This window comes from Pseudonocardia halophobica, from assembly GCF_050948485.1.
Lineage (GTDB): Bacteria > Actinomycetota > Actinomycetes > Mycobacteriales > Pseudonocardiaceae > Pseudonocardia > Pseudonocardia halophobica.
Map to the genome: position 1 here is coordinate 5,269,168 of NZ_CP192046.1, position 15,183 is coordinate 5,284,350.

10 protein-coding genes are annotated in these 15,183 nt (G+C 72.7%); 2 read left to right on the forward strand and 8 right to left on the reverse strand.

The annotated features are described in order from the left end of the window. Positions 1-736 precede the first annotated feature (736 nt). Positions 737-1,102 carry a hypothetical protein gene (locus ACQP04_RS25025; protein WP_433502998.1) on the forward strand — a complete coding sequence of 122 codons (366 nt, stop codon included), beginning with the start codon at positions 737-739 and terminating at the stop codon, positions 1,100-1,102. Between the two features lie 164 nt (positions 1,103-1,266). Here ACQP04_RS25025 and ACQP04_RS25030 read toward each other — a convergent pair whose 3' ends face one another. Then, positions 1,267-2,319, reverse strand: a complete 1,053-nt coding sequence (locus tag ACQP04_RS25030; protein ID WP_433502999.1) for a hypothetical protein — start codon at positions 2,317-2,319, stop codon at positions 1,267-1,269. 121 nt (positions 2,320-2,440) lie between these two features. Here ACQP04_RS25030 and ACQP04_RS25035 point away from each other — a divergent pair, with 121 nt between their 5' ends. After that, on the forward strand, positions 2,441-4,306 hold the full coding sequence (locus ACQP04_RS25035; protein ID WP_433503000.1) for a helix-turn-helix domain-containing protein: 1,866 nt from the start codon (positions 2,441-2,443) through the stop codon (positions 4,304-4,306). On the opposite strand, the gene ACQP04_RS25040 is transcribed toward ACQP04_RS25035, so the two are convergent. The 7 genes from ACQP04_RS25040 to ACQP04_RS25070 all read right to left on the reverse strand — a co-directional run bounded on the left by ACQP04_RS25040 (position 4,294) and on the right by ACQP04_RS25070 (position 15,086). Beyond that, positions 4,294-5,409 (reverse strand): NDMA-dependent alcohol dehydrogenase, encoded by a 1,116-nt coding sequence (locus ACQP04_RS25040; RefSeq protein ID WP_433503001.1) that lies wholly within the window; start codon positions 5,407-5,409, stop codon positions 4,294-4,296. The two genes, ACQP04_RS25035 and ACQP04_RS25040, sit on opposite strands and share 13 nt — an antisense overlap. A 51-nt stretch (positions 5,410-5,460) precedes the next feature. Beyond that, a complete protein-coding gene (locus ACQP04_RS25045; RefSeq protein WP_433503002.1) occupies positions 5,461-7,998 on the reverse strand; it encodes a branched-chain amino acid ABC transporter ATP-binding protein/permease in 2,538 nt (845 codons plus the stop codon). Beyond that, the gene (locus ACQP04_RS25050) at positions 7,991-8,845 is read right to left on the reverse strand and encodes a branched-chain amino acid ABC transporter permease (protein ID WP_433503003.1); all 855 of its coding nucleotides are present in this window, start codon (positions 8,843-8,845) and stop codon (positions 7,991-7,993) included. The genes ACQP04_RS25045 and ACQP04_RS25050 overlap by 8 nt, the downstream gene beginning before the upstream one ends. A gap of 15 nt (positions 8,846-8,860) precedes the next feature. Continuing rightward, a complete protein-coding gene (locus ACQP04_RS25055) occupies positions 8,861-10,033 on the reverse strand; it encodes an ABC transporter substrate-binding protein (protein WP_433503004.1) in 1,173 nt (390 codons plus the stop codon). Positions 10,034-10,946: 913 nt separating this feature from the next. Then, complete coding sequence (locus tag ACQP04_RS25060; protein ID WP_433503005.1) at positions 10,947-12,566, reverse strand: flavin-containing monooxygenase; 1,620 nt, start codon at positions 12,564-12,566, stop codon at positions 10,947-10,949. A gap of 2 nt (positions 12,567-12,568) precedes the next feature. Next, positions 12,569-14,068, reverse strand: a complete 1,500-nt coding sequence (locus ACQP04_RS25065) for an aldehyde dehydrogenase (RefSeq protein WP_433503006.1) — start codon at positions 14,066-14,068, stop codon at positions 12,569-12,571. Positions 14,069-14,117: 49 nt separating this feature from the next. After that, on the reverse strand, positions 14,118-15,086 hold the full coding sequence (locus ACQP04_RS25070) for an alpha/beta hydrolase (RefSeq protein WP_433503007.1): 969 nt from the start codon (positions 15,084-15,086) through the stop codon (positions 14,118-14,120). Positions 15,087-15,183 lie beyond the last annotated feature (97 nt).

Below are 15,183 nucleotides of genomic sequence, written 5' to 3' on the forward strand. Positions count from 1 at the left end.
TCCTGCCCGGCCGACGACATCAGCATGTTCGCCCCGCCGTCGGTGATGATGTGGGTTGCGGGTGTAGCCCTCAACCCGGTCCCGCTGCCGCGCGGAGATCAGCGGGCCGACCTGGGTCGTCTCCGCCAGCGGATCCCCGGGCGCCGGTCGCGGCGCTCGGGACTGGCTCCCCGACTTTCCCGCTCTGGCGTGCATGAACGAATGACGTCCCATCGGATGGTGGAGATCGTCTGCGACGGTCCGCTCATCGCTTCGGAGCGAGCTAAGGACGCATCCCGACATCACGTGCAGGTTGCGACGTCCGTCAGCGGGAAGTGCAGGGCGGTACACGCGCACTACTCCCCTCCCTGGCCGCCTGAAAGCGGCAGCGCAGACAGGAGATCCCTCTCCGGCCCCTCACGACGACGCCGTTCGACGCCATTTCGTGTCATGCCCGTGTCATGACACACTCGAGTTGAGCGTGTCCAGTCGGCGTTTTACCTGGTCAAAGGGTGGGCGCGGTAGGGATCGAACCTACGACCGCTCGGGTGTAAAGCGCGCACAACCTCCCCCTCAGGTCTCCTACCTGCGGCAACGCCCCCGCGAACTCCATCTCCAGCCCCTCGGGCAGCGCTGCTGAACGGCATTTCGTGTCACGAGTGGTGTCACGAAGAAGCCACTCAGGATGAGGAACCGACCACGACAGCCGTCGACCGCCGGTCCGCGGCTCCGCCGCGAGGAGTACGTCGCTCTGGGCATGACGCTGGGTCAGGGGCCTTGTCTCAATCATCCACTCCTGGTCTATGCCCGCCGGCACGCCACGCACAGGCGAGAGGCATTCGTCGTCAACCGGCAGAGCTCGAGCCTCGAGGAGCCGTTCCTTTCGCAGATGCAGGCGTTTCGGCGGGAGCACGAGAACGCACTGCGTGCGATCATCAGCGACGGAGTCATTGATCGGTTCGCCGTCGACTCCCCTGTCCTGGCGTCATTCGCCATCCGCGAGATGTACGTGAGCATCGCCCGCTGGCATCATGACGACGGGCCCATCGGCCCTGAGCAGGTTGCCCACGAGTCCACCGAGTTCACGCTCAACGTCGTCGGACTGCGGCAGATCGGCTCCTGAGCCGGCCCCGCCTCGTGCCGCTGAGGTCGCGGCGGCCGCCTGCGGCCTCAGCTGTCGTTGTCCGTCAAGTCGCTGTGCTGCCCCGGCTCGACAGCCTTCGCTCACCGGCTGCGCGAGAACGTCGATCCAATCCATCCGGGTCGCCGGATCCGGATGGCCGGCGTCTAGGCACTAGCCGTCGCAGTCGAGCTGCGGATGATCGGAACGGCATCCAGTAGCGGGTGCCGGCGGTCAGTGCCCTCGAGGCGATCGAGAAGGACGCGCGCCGCGATGCAGGGCGGACCCGTGCTGCTCGGTGACGAAGCGCTGGAGCGCGGTGAACAGCACGACGAGCGGCACGAGCCCGAGCACGCTCCCCACCGGCCTCGGGAGAACCAGGCGATTTGCACTGCCGCGACCGGGAAGACGAACGGCGCCGCCGCGGTGATCCGCGCGGCGAACGGGGTGAGGAGCGATACGAACCGACGGCGATCGGCACCGCTGGAAGGCCGCCAGGACTGCGCCGGACAGGGCCTTATGCAGCGCGACGTGCTGGACCCCGAGGCGGCGGAGCATCCCCACCTCCGCCAGCAGCGGGACGGCGAGGGGTGTCGCCCGGGATCCCGAGCAGCGTGGTCGGCACGGCGTGGGTCATGCGCCATGACTCCGGCGAGGAGGAAGGTGAGAACCCCGACCGGCGGAACCCTGAGCAGCGCGACGAGCAGGGTCAGCGGAGCGATCACCGCTGTCTCGTCCGTCCCGGAGACCAGGCCGATCGCCGCGAAGACCACGGCACCGAGCAGTCCCATGCCCAGACCGACGACGAGATCCAGGACCAGCCGCTCACTCGCCGCGCTCGTCGGCCCCGCGATACACCGCGTCGATCCCGTAGCGGCGCATCTCGGTCCGGGCCGCGCGTGGATGTCGGCATCCGAGCCGAGACCGCCCGCCGCATACCCGAGCAGGGCGTCGACCCGGGTGTCGGCGCCGTCCTCGTCGTCGAGCACCCTGCGCAGCGGCGGACCACCCCGGCGAGCAGGCACCACCAGGCCGACGAGCAGGGCGTAGGTCCGGGCGAGGGTCGGCTGCGCGACGACCGCGCCGAACAGCACAGTGCCCAGCAGGAAGCAGGCCAGTCCGCTCGTCGCGCCCAGCACCACCGACTGGCGCAGGCGGCGGAGATACACGACGTCACCCCAGACCTCGGCCCGCGGGGCCTCGGCGTCGTTCCCTGGCACCGCTGCCCTCCCCTTCGCGACCGCTCCGTCGGGCCGTCGTCCGGCCGAGAGTAAGAAGGAAGGGCCGGCAGAGCATGTAGATTCACCCCAGGACGATCAACGACAACTGTGGGGAGTTCACATGTCCGAGCCCGTCGTCCCGGACGTGGTGGGCCTGCTGGAGCGGGTGGCGGATGGTCACACGACCGATGAGCAGCTCGACGCCCTGGTTCCGGCCGAGGTGCTTCCCAGGGTGCGCGAGGCGGTGCAGCGGATCGGCGCCGGTGCCGCCCGCGCCCGGACCCGCGAGCTCCAGTTCGCGGCGCTGTCCTCGACGGTGCGAGAGCTCGCCGAGCTGCGTGACCTCGATGCGTTGCTTGCGCGCGTGGTGGAGCGGGCCCACGATCTGATGGGCTCGGACATCACCCACCTCTCCGAGTTCGACGAGCGCACCCACGGCCTGGCGGTGCGGGCCAGCGCGGGCCTGGTCAGCGGCGCGTTCGGTGGTGTCCAGGTGCCGCCGTACTCGGGCCTCGCAGGGAGGGTGGCGGAGTCGAGAACTCCCTTGTGGACCTCCTCCTACACCACGGATGAGGCCTTCCCCCGGGATCCGGGGCTCGACGCCGCGGTCCGCGCGGAAGGGATCGTGGCGTTGCTCGGCGTTCCCCTCGTCGCAGACCAGCGGGTGCTGGGCGTGCTCTTCGCCGCCGACCGCTACGAGCGAGAGTTCTCCCGGGACGACGTCGCCCTCCTTGCGGCGTTCGCCGACGCGGTCGCCGTCGTCCTGCAGTCCGCCCGGCTGCTCGATCACGAGCAGGCCGCGGCCCGGCAGGCCGAGGAGGCCAGGCAAGCCCTCGCGGCGCAGGTCGCGGGCATGGAACGGGCGAGCCGGGTGCACGAGGAACTGACGGCGGCCGTGCTGCGTGGCGCGGGCACCGCCGAGGTCGCCGCGGGCCTGGCGGCCGAGCTGGGCAGGCCCGTGTCCGTGCTGCGCTCGGTCGGCGGCGCCTGGGTCGACGACGCTCCGATCGAGGACGCCGCCGTGCTGGACGCGCTGCGGGTCGGCGCCGACACGGGTCGGGTCACTCAGGTCGACGGCGACGACGGCCCCGAGGCCGTTGTCGTGGTGCGCGCCGGGGAGACGACACCGGTGGCACTGACCGTCGGCACGGGCCCGGTCGCGCTCGACCCCGTCGAGAGCCGGACCCTGGAGCGGGGTGGCCAGATCGTGGCGTTGCTGGCGCTGCACGAGACCGCGGTGGCCCAAGCCGCCACCCGAGCCCGCGACGACCTCGTCTCGGACCTGCTCAGCCCGGACCCCGCGCGGCGCCACGGCATCGGCAAGCGGCTGCGCGCGCACGGCCTGTACGCAGAGCGACTGCGCACCGTCGTGGTCGCGACCGTGGACGCCGCCGCGCGCAGCGAGGCGGTGGCGGCGGCGGGCCTGGTGGCCGCCGTCGCCACGGACGCCGGCGGCGCCGTCGTCGCGCTGCTGGACTCCACCGACCCGCAGGACGCCGCGCGCCTCCTCGGCGACCGAATCCGTGCCACCCTCGGCCTGCCGGTGGTCGCGGCCGGCGCCGGTCCCACCGCCTCTCTCGACGAGCTCCACCGCCGGCACTCCGAGGCCCGGGACTGTGCGATGGTCCTGCGGGCCCTAGGCGTGAGCGCGGCTGTCGCCGCGGACGAGTACCTGCCCTACACCGCCCTCTTCGCCCACGCACCGGAACGGGTCCGGTCCTTCGTGGACCTCACCCTCGGCCCGCTGCTCCGGTGGGACGCCGAGCGCGGCACGGACCTCGTCGAGACGCTCGGCGCCTACGTACGCTCGTACGCCAGCCCCGCCCGCACGGCGAGAGTCCTCGGGGTGCACGTCAACACCGTGATCCTGCGCTTGGAGAGGATCTCCGCGCTGCTCGGCGACGACTGGCGGGACCCGGACCCGTTCTTCCGTCTCACCGTCGCCACTCGCCTGGCGGAGCTGGCGAGGAGCGGTCAGTCCTCGTAGACGAGCACGCCGCGGACGTTGCGTGCCGCACGCAGATCGACGAAGCCCCGGTTGATCTCGTCCAACCGGTACCGAGAGGTGATCATCTCCTCCAGCTTCAGCTTGCCCGCCCGATGGAGGTCCAGCGCGGCAGGAATGGCGGCGCGGGGGCTGCGCGAGCCGTAGAGCGCGCCCTTGATCTCCTTCTCGTAGAGGGTGAGGTCGAGCAGGCTCAGACTCGCGTTGCGCTGGTCCGGGGGCGCGACCGCGACGACCGCGACCCGTCCCTTCTTGCCGACGAGCTCCATCGTCGGGGCGATGTACTCGCCCTCGGCGAGGTCGGTGGTCAGGATCGCCGCGTTCGCCATCCGCCCCCAGCTGATGTCGCGGACCAGCTCCTGAGCCTCCGCGAAGGTCGATACCACGTGGGTCGCGCCCAGCGCGAGCGCCGTGGCGTGCTTGGCCTCGACCGGCTCGATCGCGACCACGAACCGGGCGCCCGCGATGGCCGCGCCCTGGATCGCAGCGGCGCCGAGGCCGCCGACCCCGGCGACCACGACGACGTCACCGGCCCGGACCGAAGCGGTGTTCAGTGCGGCCCCGATGCCCGCCGTGACCCCGCACCCGACCAGCGCGGCCGGCACCAGCGGCACGTCGCCCGGCACCTTCAGGACCTGGGACTCGTGCACGACGGTGTGCCGGGCGAAGGTCCCGAGCAGGCACATAGTCGTGATGCCGGTGCCGCCGGAGCTGAATCGCAGAGTGCCGTCGGCCAGCGCCCGGCCCTCGCGGCGGCCGGCGCCTCGGTCGCACAGGTTCTGGTGGCCGTCCGCGCAGGACGGGCACTTGCCACAGGCGGGGATGTAGATCAACACAACCGGGTCGCCGGGCGCGAGGTCGGTGACCCCCGGCCCGACCTCAACGACCCGACCCGCGCCCTCGTGCCCGCCGATCGCGGGCAGCGGCTGTGGGAGGGCGCCGGTGACCATGTGGTCGTCGGTGTGGCAGATGCCCGACGCCGACAACTCGACGAGAACTTCCCCCGCCACCGGCGCTCCGAGGTCCACCTCCTGAACCTTCCACTCCGCTCCGGTCTCCCACAGGACCGCGGCCTCGGTACGCACTCGCTCACTCCTTCATCCCGGGAACGGCGATGTCCCGGGGTCGGACCGAGCCTAGGAACGACGACCGACCTCGGGGATGGTCGACCGACCCATTTCTTCGCCCATCTGCTGTGCTGTTCCTCCAGTACCGAAGTAGGCGGGCTCGGCCGTGGCCGCGAACCCCGGATCGGCAGGCGAGCCCTCGGCCCGCACCCGTCCGTCCCGCAGGACCACCACCCGGTCCGCGACCTGCATCGCCCGGTGTAGCGACTGCTCCAGCACCAGGACGGCCACCCCGGTGTCGGCGAGCTCCCGAATCCACGCGTACACCTCGTCGACGAGCCGCGGCGCGAGACCGAGCGCGGGCTCGTCCACGACCAGGAGCCCGGGGTCCGCCATGAGCGCGCGTCCGATCGCCAGCATCTGCTGCTCGCCGCCGCTCAACGCCGCGGCGGACGCGTCCAGCCGGGTCCGCAGGCGCTCGGGCAACCGCGCGACGACCTCCGCGCTCCGCCGCCGCAACGCTGCGCCGGTCACACCGGCGCCGTAGCCCGCCACCTCGAGGTTCTCGCGCAGCGAGAGCGTGCCGAACAGCCCGCGCCCCTCGGGCACGAGCGCGGACCGCACAGTCCCGGAGTGCGCCTTCCGGACACCCGACCCGGGCACCAGGTCGCCGTGCACGATCCGCGCGAGCGTGCTCTTCCCGGCACCGTTCGCCCCGGCGACGGCGACGATCTCCCCGCGCGCGAGGGTCAGGCCCACGTCCCGCAGTGCCGAGACACCCTCGTAGCGGTGGGAGATCCCGCGCAGCTCCAGGGCCGGCTCGGTGCCGACCGGGGGCCGCCGGTCGACGGCCTCGGCCGCGGTCCCGAGGTACGCGGCGCGGACCCGCTCGTCCGCCATCACCTCCTCGGCGGGTCCCGAGGCCAGCGGGACGCCGAAGTCGAACGCCGCGAGCCGGTCGGCCACGCCGAACAGCTCGTCGAGCACGTGGTCGATCACCACGACGGCGGTCCCCGCCGCGGCCAGCCTGCGGATCTGCGCCGCCATCACCGCCCGCTCCTCGACGTCGAGCCCACCGAAGGGCTCGTCGAGGAGCAGGACCCGCGGGTGCTCGGTCAACGCCCGGGCGAGGTCGAGCCGCTTGCGTTCGCCGAAGCTCAGCTCCGCGGGCGCGTCCTCGCCACGGCCCACCAGCCCGACGGCGACCAGCGCCCGGTCGGCCTCGGCACGGGCGTGGGCCCGCGCGGTCCGGTCGGTGCACAGCAGGTTCTCGCGCACCGTCAGCTCGTCGAAGGTTTCCGCGTGCTGGAAGGTCCGCCCGAGGCCCAGCACGCGCCTGCGCGTCGCCCGAACCCGGAGCAGGGAGTGGCCCGCGAGTTGCGCCGACCCGGTGAGCCTGCCCATGCCGACCACCCCGGACAGTGCGTTGAGCAGGGTCGTCTTGCCGGCGCCGTTGGGGCCGACGATGCCCAGCACCTCCCCCGCCGCCACCCGCAGCTCCACGTTGCGGACCGCCGTCAGCCCCCCGAAGCGGACACCGAGGCCGGACACCTCGAGCAGCGTCTCCCCGGGCTGTCGCGCCGGCTCGGTGGCCGGGGTGACCGCCTCGTCCGCTACGGGGGCCATTGGCCCCCGTGGGACCCGCCGGGCCAGGAGCCAGCCGAGAGCGGGCACCACACCGGCGGGCAGGAAGATCAGCATGACCACGAGCACCGCGCCCTGCAGGATCGGCTGGCTGACCGACACCCCGGCGGCGACGCTCGGCAGCACCGCGATGAACGCCGCCCCCACCACGCAGCCCGCGATGCTCCCCACCCCGCCGAGCACGGTCGCCGCCAGCAGCAACACGGACAGGTGCAGGCCAAAGCTCTCCGCCCCCACGAACCCGCTGAGCAGCGCGAAGAACACGCCGGCCAGGCCGGTGACCGCCCCGCTCGCCGCGAACGCCAGCGCGCTCTGCGCCTCGGGCGCGATCCCGACGGTCCGCGCGACGACCGGATGGGACTTCGCCGCCACCATGCGGGTGCGCAGGGCGCTTGACCGGGCCGCGACGGCGAGCGCGAGACACACCCCGAACGCGATCACCGCACCGACCACCGCGCCCCGCCCGGCCGCCGGGAGCTCGAGTCCCGTCACGCTGACGAGGTCGCCGACCAGGGCGCCCTCGTCGCCGCCGGTCACCGAGGTCCAGCGGTTGACGACCTCCACCACCACCAGCCCGAAAGCCAACGTCAGCAGCGCGACGTACAGGTGGGAGAACCGCGCGCCGACGAACCCCAGCAGCGCACCGGCCCCGGCCGCGAGGCCGACGGCGGCGAGCAGGGTGAGCTCGAGCGGCCAGCCGTGGGTGCTGCCGAACGCCGCGGCGTAGGCGCCGACCGCGAGCAGAGCCGGGTGCCCGAACGACCACACCCCGGCCCAACCCGCGAGCAGCGACACCGCCAGTACGAGCATGCCGTAGACGGCCGCGAGCCCGAGGGCGAAGGCGGAGTACTCGGTGATCAGGAGCGCGACGAGGGCGCCGACCGCCGTCGTCGCGAGGCAGAGGACGAGCCGGGGACCCGGCCGTCGGGAGGCGCGGACGAGCGGCCCGATCGTGTCAGACACGCTGCAGGCTCCTCTTGCCGAACAGGCCCTCGGGACGGATGAGCAGCACCAGCACGGCGACCCCGAACACCACGGTGTCCCGCCATCCCGCGGCGACGTAGGTGGCGGCCAGGTTGTCCAGCACGCCGATGGCGAGGCCACCGACGACCGCGCCGACCATGCTGGTCAGCCCGCCGAGGAAGATCCCGGCCACCGCGCGGAACAGCACCGCGGTGAGGATCGTCGGGGTCAGCCCGGTGGCTGTGACGGCGAGCGCCCCGCCGACCGCGGCGAGGCCCACGCCGATCGCCCAGGCCAGCCGCGCGATGCGCTGGGGGTCGACGCCCAGCATCGTCGCGGTGCGCGGCGATTCGGCGACCGCGCGCATGGCGGCACCGAGCGTCGTGCGCTGCACGACCCAGGCGACGACGGCCATCGCGACCGCCGCCACCGCGATGGTCAGCAGGTCCTGCGTCCGCAGGAACCCGGACCCGACGGGGAGGGACCCGCCGACCAGCTCCGGGAAGGGCCGGGGCTGGAAGCCCCACACCCGTCCGACGACGTCCTCCACCACGAGGGAGACCCCGATGGCGACCACCAGCGCCGGGAAGGGCCGCCCCGGCCCCAGCGGGCGGATCACGCCCTCGCGCACCACGAGCCCGACGAGCACGGCCGCAGCGACGCCGACCGCGAGCGCGGCCCAGACCCCGATCGCGCCCGCGACGCTCACCACCACGTACATGCCCATGGCGGCCAGCGCCGCCGAGGCGAAGTTCACGACGCCCGTCGCGCGGTACACGATCACGATGCCGAGCCCGACCAGGCCGTACACGGCGCCGCTTGCGATCCCGCTTAGGACGACGACCACCAGGTCTCCCACGCGTCAGCCCTGCGCCGAGACGAAGTCGCCCTGGGTGGCGAACTCCCCACCCCGCACGATGAGACGCAGGACCTCGTGGGTGCCGAGGTGCTGCTGCGGGCCGAAGGTCAGTGGGGGCAGGATCCCGGTCTCGACCGCGGACGCCCGCTCGTAGGCGGCGGTGACGGACTCGGCGGTCACCGGCCCGTCGATGGTGCCGACGATCTGGCCGAACGCCTTGGCCGCGCCGTACATCAGCAGCGACGGGAAGTCCGGCTTCTGCCCGGGGGCGTAGGTCTCCAGCGCCGTGCGGTACTCGACGACGGCCGGGTCGTCCGAGGTCGGCGGCCGGACCCAGGACAGCGTGTGGTAGCCCTCGGCGGCGGGACCCGCGAGGTCGAGCAGGGCGTTCGCGGCGTGCACCGAGTAGCCGTAGGTGGGCGCAATGACGTTCTGCAGCGCCCGCTCCTTGAGGTACGCGGAGGCCTCGTCGACCGGCATGATCAGCACGACGGCAGCGGGCGCGCGCTTCTTCACCTCCGCGAGCACCGGGGCGTAGTCGGTGGTCCCGATCCGGACCGGCAGGGTGTCCACGGTCGTCCCGGTCGGCGCCCCCTTCGCGACCGAGTTCGCGACGTTGGCGTACGCCGCGGGGTCACTGTGAACCACGAGGACCGAGCCCGCGCCGTCCTCCGCGGCCCAGCGGCCGAGGACGGCGGCCTGCTCCTCGTAAGGGGTCTGGAAACCGAACAGGCCCGGCCGCGGCGGGTCGTACCAGGCCGCCGTGCCGCCGTAGTTCCCGACGACGGGGACCTTCTGCTGCTCGAGGACGTAGGGGAAGGCCGCCTCGGTCTGGGCGGTGCCGAGCGAGCCGAGGATCGCGACGACCCCGTCCCGACCGACCAGCTCGCGGGCCACTCGGACCGTCTGCTGCGGGTCGTAGGCGTTGTCCTGGGCGATCCACTCGACCGTGCGCCCGTCGATCCCGCCGTTCGCGGCGAGCTGCTTGAAGAAGACGTCGGTGCCGGTGCGGACCGGCTCGCCGGTCGCGGCGATGGCGCCGCTGAGCGGGATCCAGGCACCGACCTTGATCGGGTCCGAGTTACCCCCGCCGGATCCGGCGGAGCCGCCACAGGCGGCGAGGACCAGCATCGCCGCGGCGGCGAGCGTGGCGAACAGGGCACAACGTCGTGTCACTGCGGTCTCCAGGAGGCCGGCGCCGTCCGGCCGAGCCGGCAGCGGATCGTCCCGGCGCGGCATCGCACCACCGGGTGAAGTGACCGTAGGAAATGCGGTCAACCGGCCATAACTGACGGAACCGACAGGGTGGGTCCGCCCCCCAGCGCGACCGTGAGACGAGCCACGGCGGAGGCCAGCGTCCAACCGAGGCCGGGACACCGTCCGGGGTGGCCCGCGCGATCGGGAAGGACACACCTAGCGGCGACGGTGCCCTCACCGTCTCGCGCCACGGCCGCGACCCCGCCGACCTGCTCGCTCCACTCCCCGAGGCTCACCGCGCAGCCGCGGACCCGGATCTCGCAGGGTTCGGCGGGTAGGTCCCGAGCGTGCGGGTGCGGGCCGTGAACCGCTCGACCGGCTCCCCTGCAGGGTGAGCATGGCGTCGGGGTCATGGGCGAGGATGGCCTCGCCCGCGCGTCGGCGTGCAGCGGCGCGACGTGTCCGACGCGAGCCTGCAGCCGACGACCTCGGAGCCCTCGGCGGTGCCACACAGACCCGTAGCCGCCCGGTGCGCACAACAACCCGGTGGTCTCGCCGACGGCATCCCGGATGCGGCGCAGCTCCGGGCCGGCCACCTTGACCAGGCCGAGGCCCTGTCGAGGTCAGCGCTGCCCAGCGCACCGTCGCCAGACCGATCCGGTAGACGCTGGCGCGCTGGTCCAGAAGGTTCGTCCACTCCACGTTCTGCAGCAGCCGCCGGCAGGTGCCCACCTGCATCCCACTGCGCGTCCGGATGGCGCGCAGGTCGAGCCGAGGTTCCTCGGGGTGAACAAGGCGAGGATGTCCCGGACCTTGGCCAGCATCGGGACGCGGTCGAACGCCGGGTCGCCGACCGTCATGCGCGCCGGTGAATTTACGCGCTGCAGGACTGTCAGGCCGACGAGCCGTCCCGTCCCGCGTCGAGCACGAAGTCCTCCGCGTAGCCCTTCTCCGCGGCCCGGGCGCAGCGCTCGCGATAGGTGTGCAGGCCGCCCGCGTAAGGAAGGAAGCGCCGCGGCTTGCCGGGAATGTTGGCCCCGACGAACCACGAGTCCGCCTTCGGGTACAGGGTGGTGGCCGCGACCTCGTCTACCCGACGGGCCCACGCCGCGTCGGACTCGGGGGTGGACTCGATCGTGCAGATTCCGTTGCGGCGCAGATACTCCACGCAATCGGTGATCCACTCGACGTGGTGTTCCAGGAAGGCAACGACGTTGCCGAGCACCGCGGGACTGCCCGGCCCGTTGACCAGGAACAGGTTCGGGAACCCCCCGACGGTTAGCCCAAGAGTCGCCTCGGCGCCGTCCGACCACGCATCGCTCAGCGACCGGCCGCCCCGCCCGCGGACGTCGATCTCGCGGACCGCACCGGAGATGGCGTCGAAGCCGATGGCGAACACGAGGACGTCCACCTCGTGCACCGTGTCGCCGGTGCGGATGCCCGCCTCGGTGATCCCGGTGATGGGCGTCTTGCGCACGTCCACGAGCTCAACGTTGGGCCGGTTGTAGGTTGCGTAGTAGTCGGTGTCCACACAGAGCCGCTTCGCACCGATCGGGTACCCGTAGGGCGACAGGGTGGCCGCAGTCTGCGGATCGTCAACGATCTCGGTGATCTTCTCCCGGACGAAGTCTTGGAGGGAGGCGTTGACCTCCTCGTCGAGCAGCAGGTCCGAGTAGGAGCGCAGCAGCCCCGGTGCGCCGCCCTTGGCCCAGCCGGCCTCGTAGTGCGCGCTCCGCTCCTCGAGGCTCGTCCCGGCCCCGGGCTGGGGCTGGGTGTCGCTCGGGACCCCGGACGGCGCGACCCGTCCGCGGGCCCGCCGACCGGCGTAGTCCGCCTTGACCGCGGCGATCTCCTCCGCCTCGAGCGGGCGGTTCCGGGCGGGCACACTGAAGTTCGGGGTGCGCTGCAGAACGACGAGATGCTCGGCCTGGGCGGCGATCTGCGGAATGGCCTGGATGCCCGTCGACCCCGTCCCGACGACGGCGACCCGCTTGCCGGTGAAGTCCACACCGCCGTCCGGCCACCGCGCCGTGTGGTACCAGTCCCCGCGGAAGTCCTCCAGGCCGGGGAAGTCCGGCCGCTTCGGCGCGGACAGACCGCCGGTGGCCATCACGACGAACGAGGCCGTGATCTCCTCGCCCCGCTCCGTCGTCACCGTCCACGTGTCGGCGGACTCGTCGAACCGGGCCGCAGTCACCCGGGTGTCCAGCGAGATGTGCCTGCGAAGGTCGAAGCGGTCGGCGACGTGCTCGAGGTAGCGCAGGATCTCCGGCTGGGAGGCGTAGCGCTCCGACCACTGCCACTCCTGCTGGAGTTCCTCGGAGAAGGAATAGGAATAGTCGATGCTCTCCACGTCGCAACGCGCACCGGGGTAGCGGTTCCAGAACCAGGTGCCGCCGACGCCCGAGCCCGCCTCGAGGACCCGAACCGATAGCCCGGCCTGCGTGGCCCGGTGCGCCAGGTAGAGCCCCGAGAACCCCGCGCCGACCACGGCCAGATCCACGTCCGCCACGTCTACCCCTTCCTTGTCGCGGCGCCGGGGACCGTGAACGGGTCCCGCGTGCTCCCGGACAGCTCCAGCCAGACCGACTTGGTCTGGGTGTACTCCAGCACGGCCGCGTGGCCGTTCTCGCGGCCGAAGCCGCTCTGCTTGACGCCCCCGAACGGCACGTGCGGCGAGGTGTTGCGGTAGCAGTTCACCCACACCACACCACTGCGGATCGATCGGGCCATCCGGTGCGCCCGCTGCACGTCCCGAGTCCACACGCCCGATGCCAGCCCGAACGGCGTGTCGTTGGCCAGCTCCAGGGCGTGCGCCTCGTCCTGGAAGGGCAGCACAGCCAGCACCGGGCCGAAGACCTCCTCGCGCGCCAGCCGCATCTGCGGCGTGACCCCGGCGAACACCGCTGGCGCCACGAAGTAACCGCGCTGGTCGAGCCGGTGCCCGCCGGTGACGAGTCGGGCCCCCTCCGCCTTCGCGGAGTACACCAGGTCCAGCACCCGCCCGAGCTGTACGTCGCTGACCAGCGGGCCCATCTCGGTCGCCGGATCGGACGGGTCCCCGAGCACGATGCGCTCGGTGCGCTCCCTGAGCCGCTCGACGAGCTCGTCGTGCGCGGCCTCCTCGACGAGCAGCCGCCCGCCCGCGATGCACATCTGCCCGCTGGAGGCGAAGATGCCGCCGACGATCCCGTTGACCGCGGCCTCGAGGTCGGCGTCGGCGAACACGATGTTCGGCGACTTGCCGCCGAGCTCCAGGGTCACCGGCGCGACGTGTTCGGCCGCGGCCTGCATCACCGCGGTCCCGACCGCCGTGGAACCGGTGAAGGTCACCCGCGCGACGCCGGGGTGGCGGGCCAGCGCGGCCCCCGCGCTCGCGCCGCTGCCGGTCAGCACGTTGAACGCGCCCGGCGGGAAACCCGCCTCCTCGACGAGCGAGGCGAACAGCAGGCTCGAGGCGGGCGTCTGGTCCGCGGCCTTCACGACGACCGGGCAACCGGCCGCCAGCGCGGGCGCCACCTTCATGACCATGATCATGACCGGGTTGTTGAAGGGCACGATCGCGCCGACCACGCCCACCGGCTCGCGCAGGGTGTAGACGAGGAGGTTCGGGTCGTCGACCGGAAGGGTCTCTCCCGCGAGCTTGTCCGCGGCGCCCGCGTAGTAGCGAAGCCAGACCGGGACCTGCCGCATCACTACGGCGGTCTCCCGGATCAGCTTGCCGTTGTCGCGCGTCTCGACCGCGGCGAGCCGATCGGCGTCGCGCTCGACCAGGTCGGCCAGCCGGTACAGCAGCCGCCCGCGCGCGGTACCGGACAAGGTGCCCCATTCCCCCGCGAGCGCCGCGGTGGCCGCATTCACGGCCCGGTCGACGTCCGCGGGCCCCGCCGCGGGCACCTCGATCCATTCCTCGGCGCGATACGGGTCCACCGAGCCGAGCCGTCCGCCGTCGAGCGCGTCGACCCAATCCCCGCCGACGTACATCCGCCCGGGGACGTCGAGAACCGGCACCATGCCCTCCACCGTAGGTCGACCGCCGTGCCCTCCGGACCTGCCGCAAGCGTCAGTCCGGCAGGGCGGGAGCCTCGCGACGCCCGCACGCCTCGACGATCGCGGCGCTGACCGAGCGCACCGCGTCGACTGCGGTGTCCAGCGCGCCCACCAGGGCGAAGAAGCCGTGGGCCATCGAGTCGTAGCGGTAGAGAGTGGTTTCGACGCCGGCGTCGGCCAGCCGCCGGGCATAGGCGAGGGCCTCGTCTCGCAGCGGGTCGTACTCGGCCACGACGACGACCGCGGGCGGCAGCCCGGACAGGTCCTCGACCAGCCCCGGCGACGCGTCGGCGGAGGCCCGGTCCGCCTCCGCGGGAACGTACTGCGCCCAGAACCAGTCCATGTCGTCCGCACTGATCAACATCTGGTGGCCGTGCTCGGCGTAGGACGGCGTGGACATCCGGTGGTCGGTCACCGGATACACCAGGACCTGCTGGTCGATTCGCGGCGCCCCGCGGTCCCGGGCCCGACGCGCGACGACGGCGGCGAGATTGCCCCCGGCGCTGTCACCCATCACCACCAGGCGGGTATCCGCGGGCAGGCCCGCCGCGATCCAGGACACGACGTCGTCCGCGTCGTTCACCGCCGCGGGGAACCGGTGCTCCGGCGCCAGCCGGTACCCGACGCTGACGATCTCACACCCGGTGTGCACCGCGAGGGTGCGGCAGAACAGGTCGGACTCCTCCAGCCCGCCGAGGACCCAGCCGCCACCGTGAAGGTAGACGACGACACCCGCGGGACGTCCCGCCCGCGCGAGGTACCGGCGCGCGGGCACCACGCCGTTGCGCACCGGGATCTCGACCTGCTCGATCCGCTCCATCCGCGGACCGGCGGGTGCTCCGGCCCGCAGCGCCGCGGCCCGGGCGCGGGCGGCGGTCGCGCCGGCCTCGCGCATCGGCACCGCCGACCGTTCCCGCATCGCTGCGAGCAGCGCCCGCAGCTGGCGGTCCGGCGGGTCCGCGGGCACGCAGTCAGCGACCATCAGTCGCGCTCCCCTCACCTCGCGCGAACCGGACCCCGGCCCGCGTGGGCTCCATCGTGCGCAACCCGGCACTGCCGCTCCCACTGTCGGTAGCGTC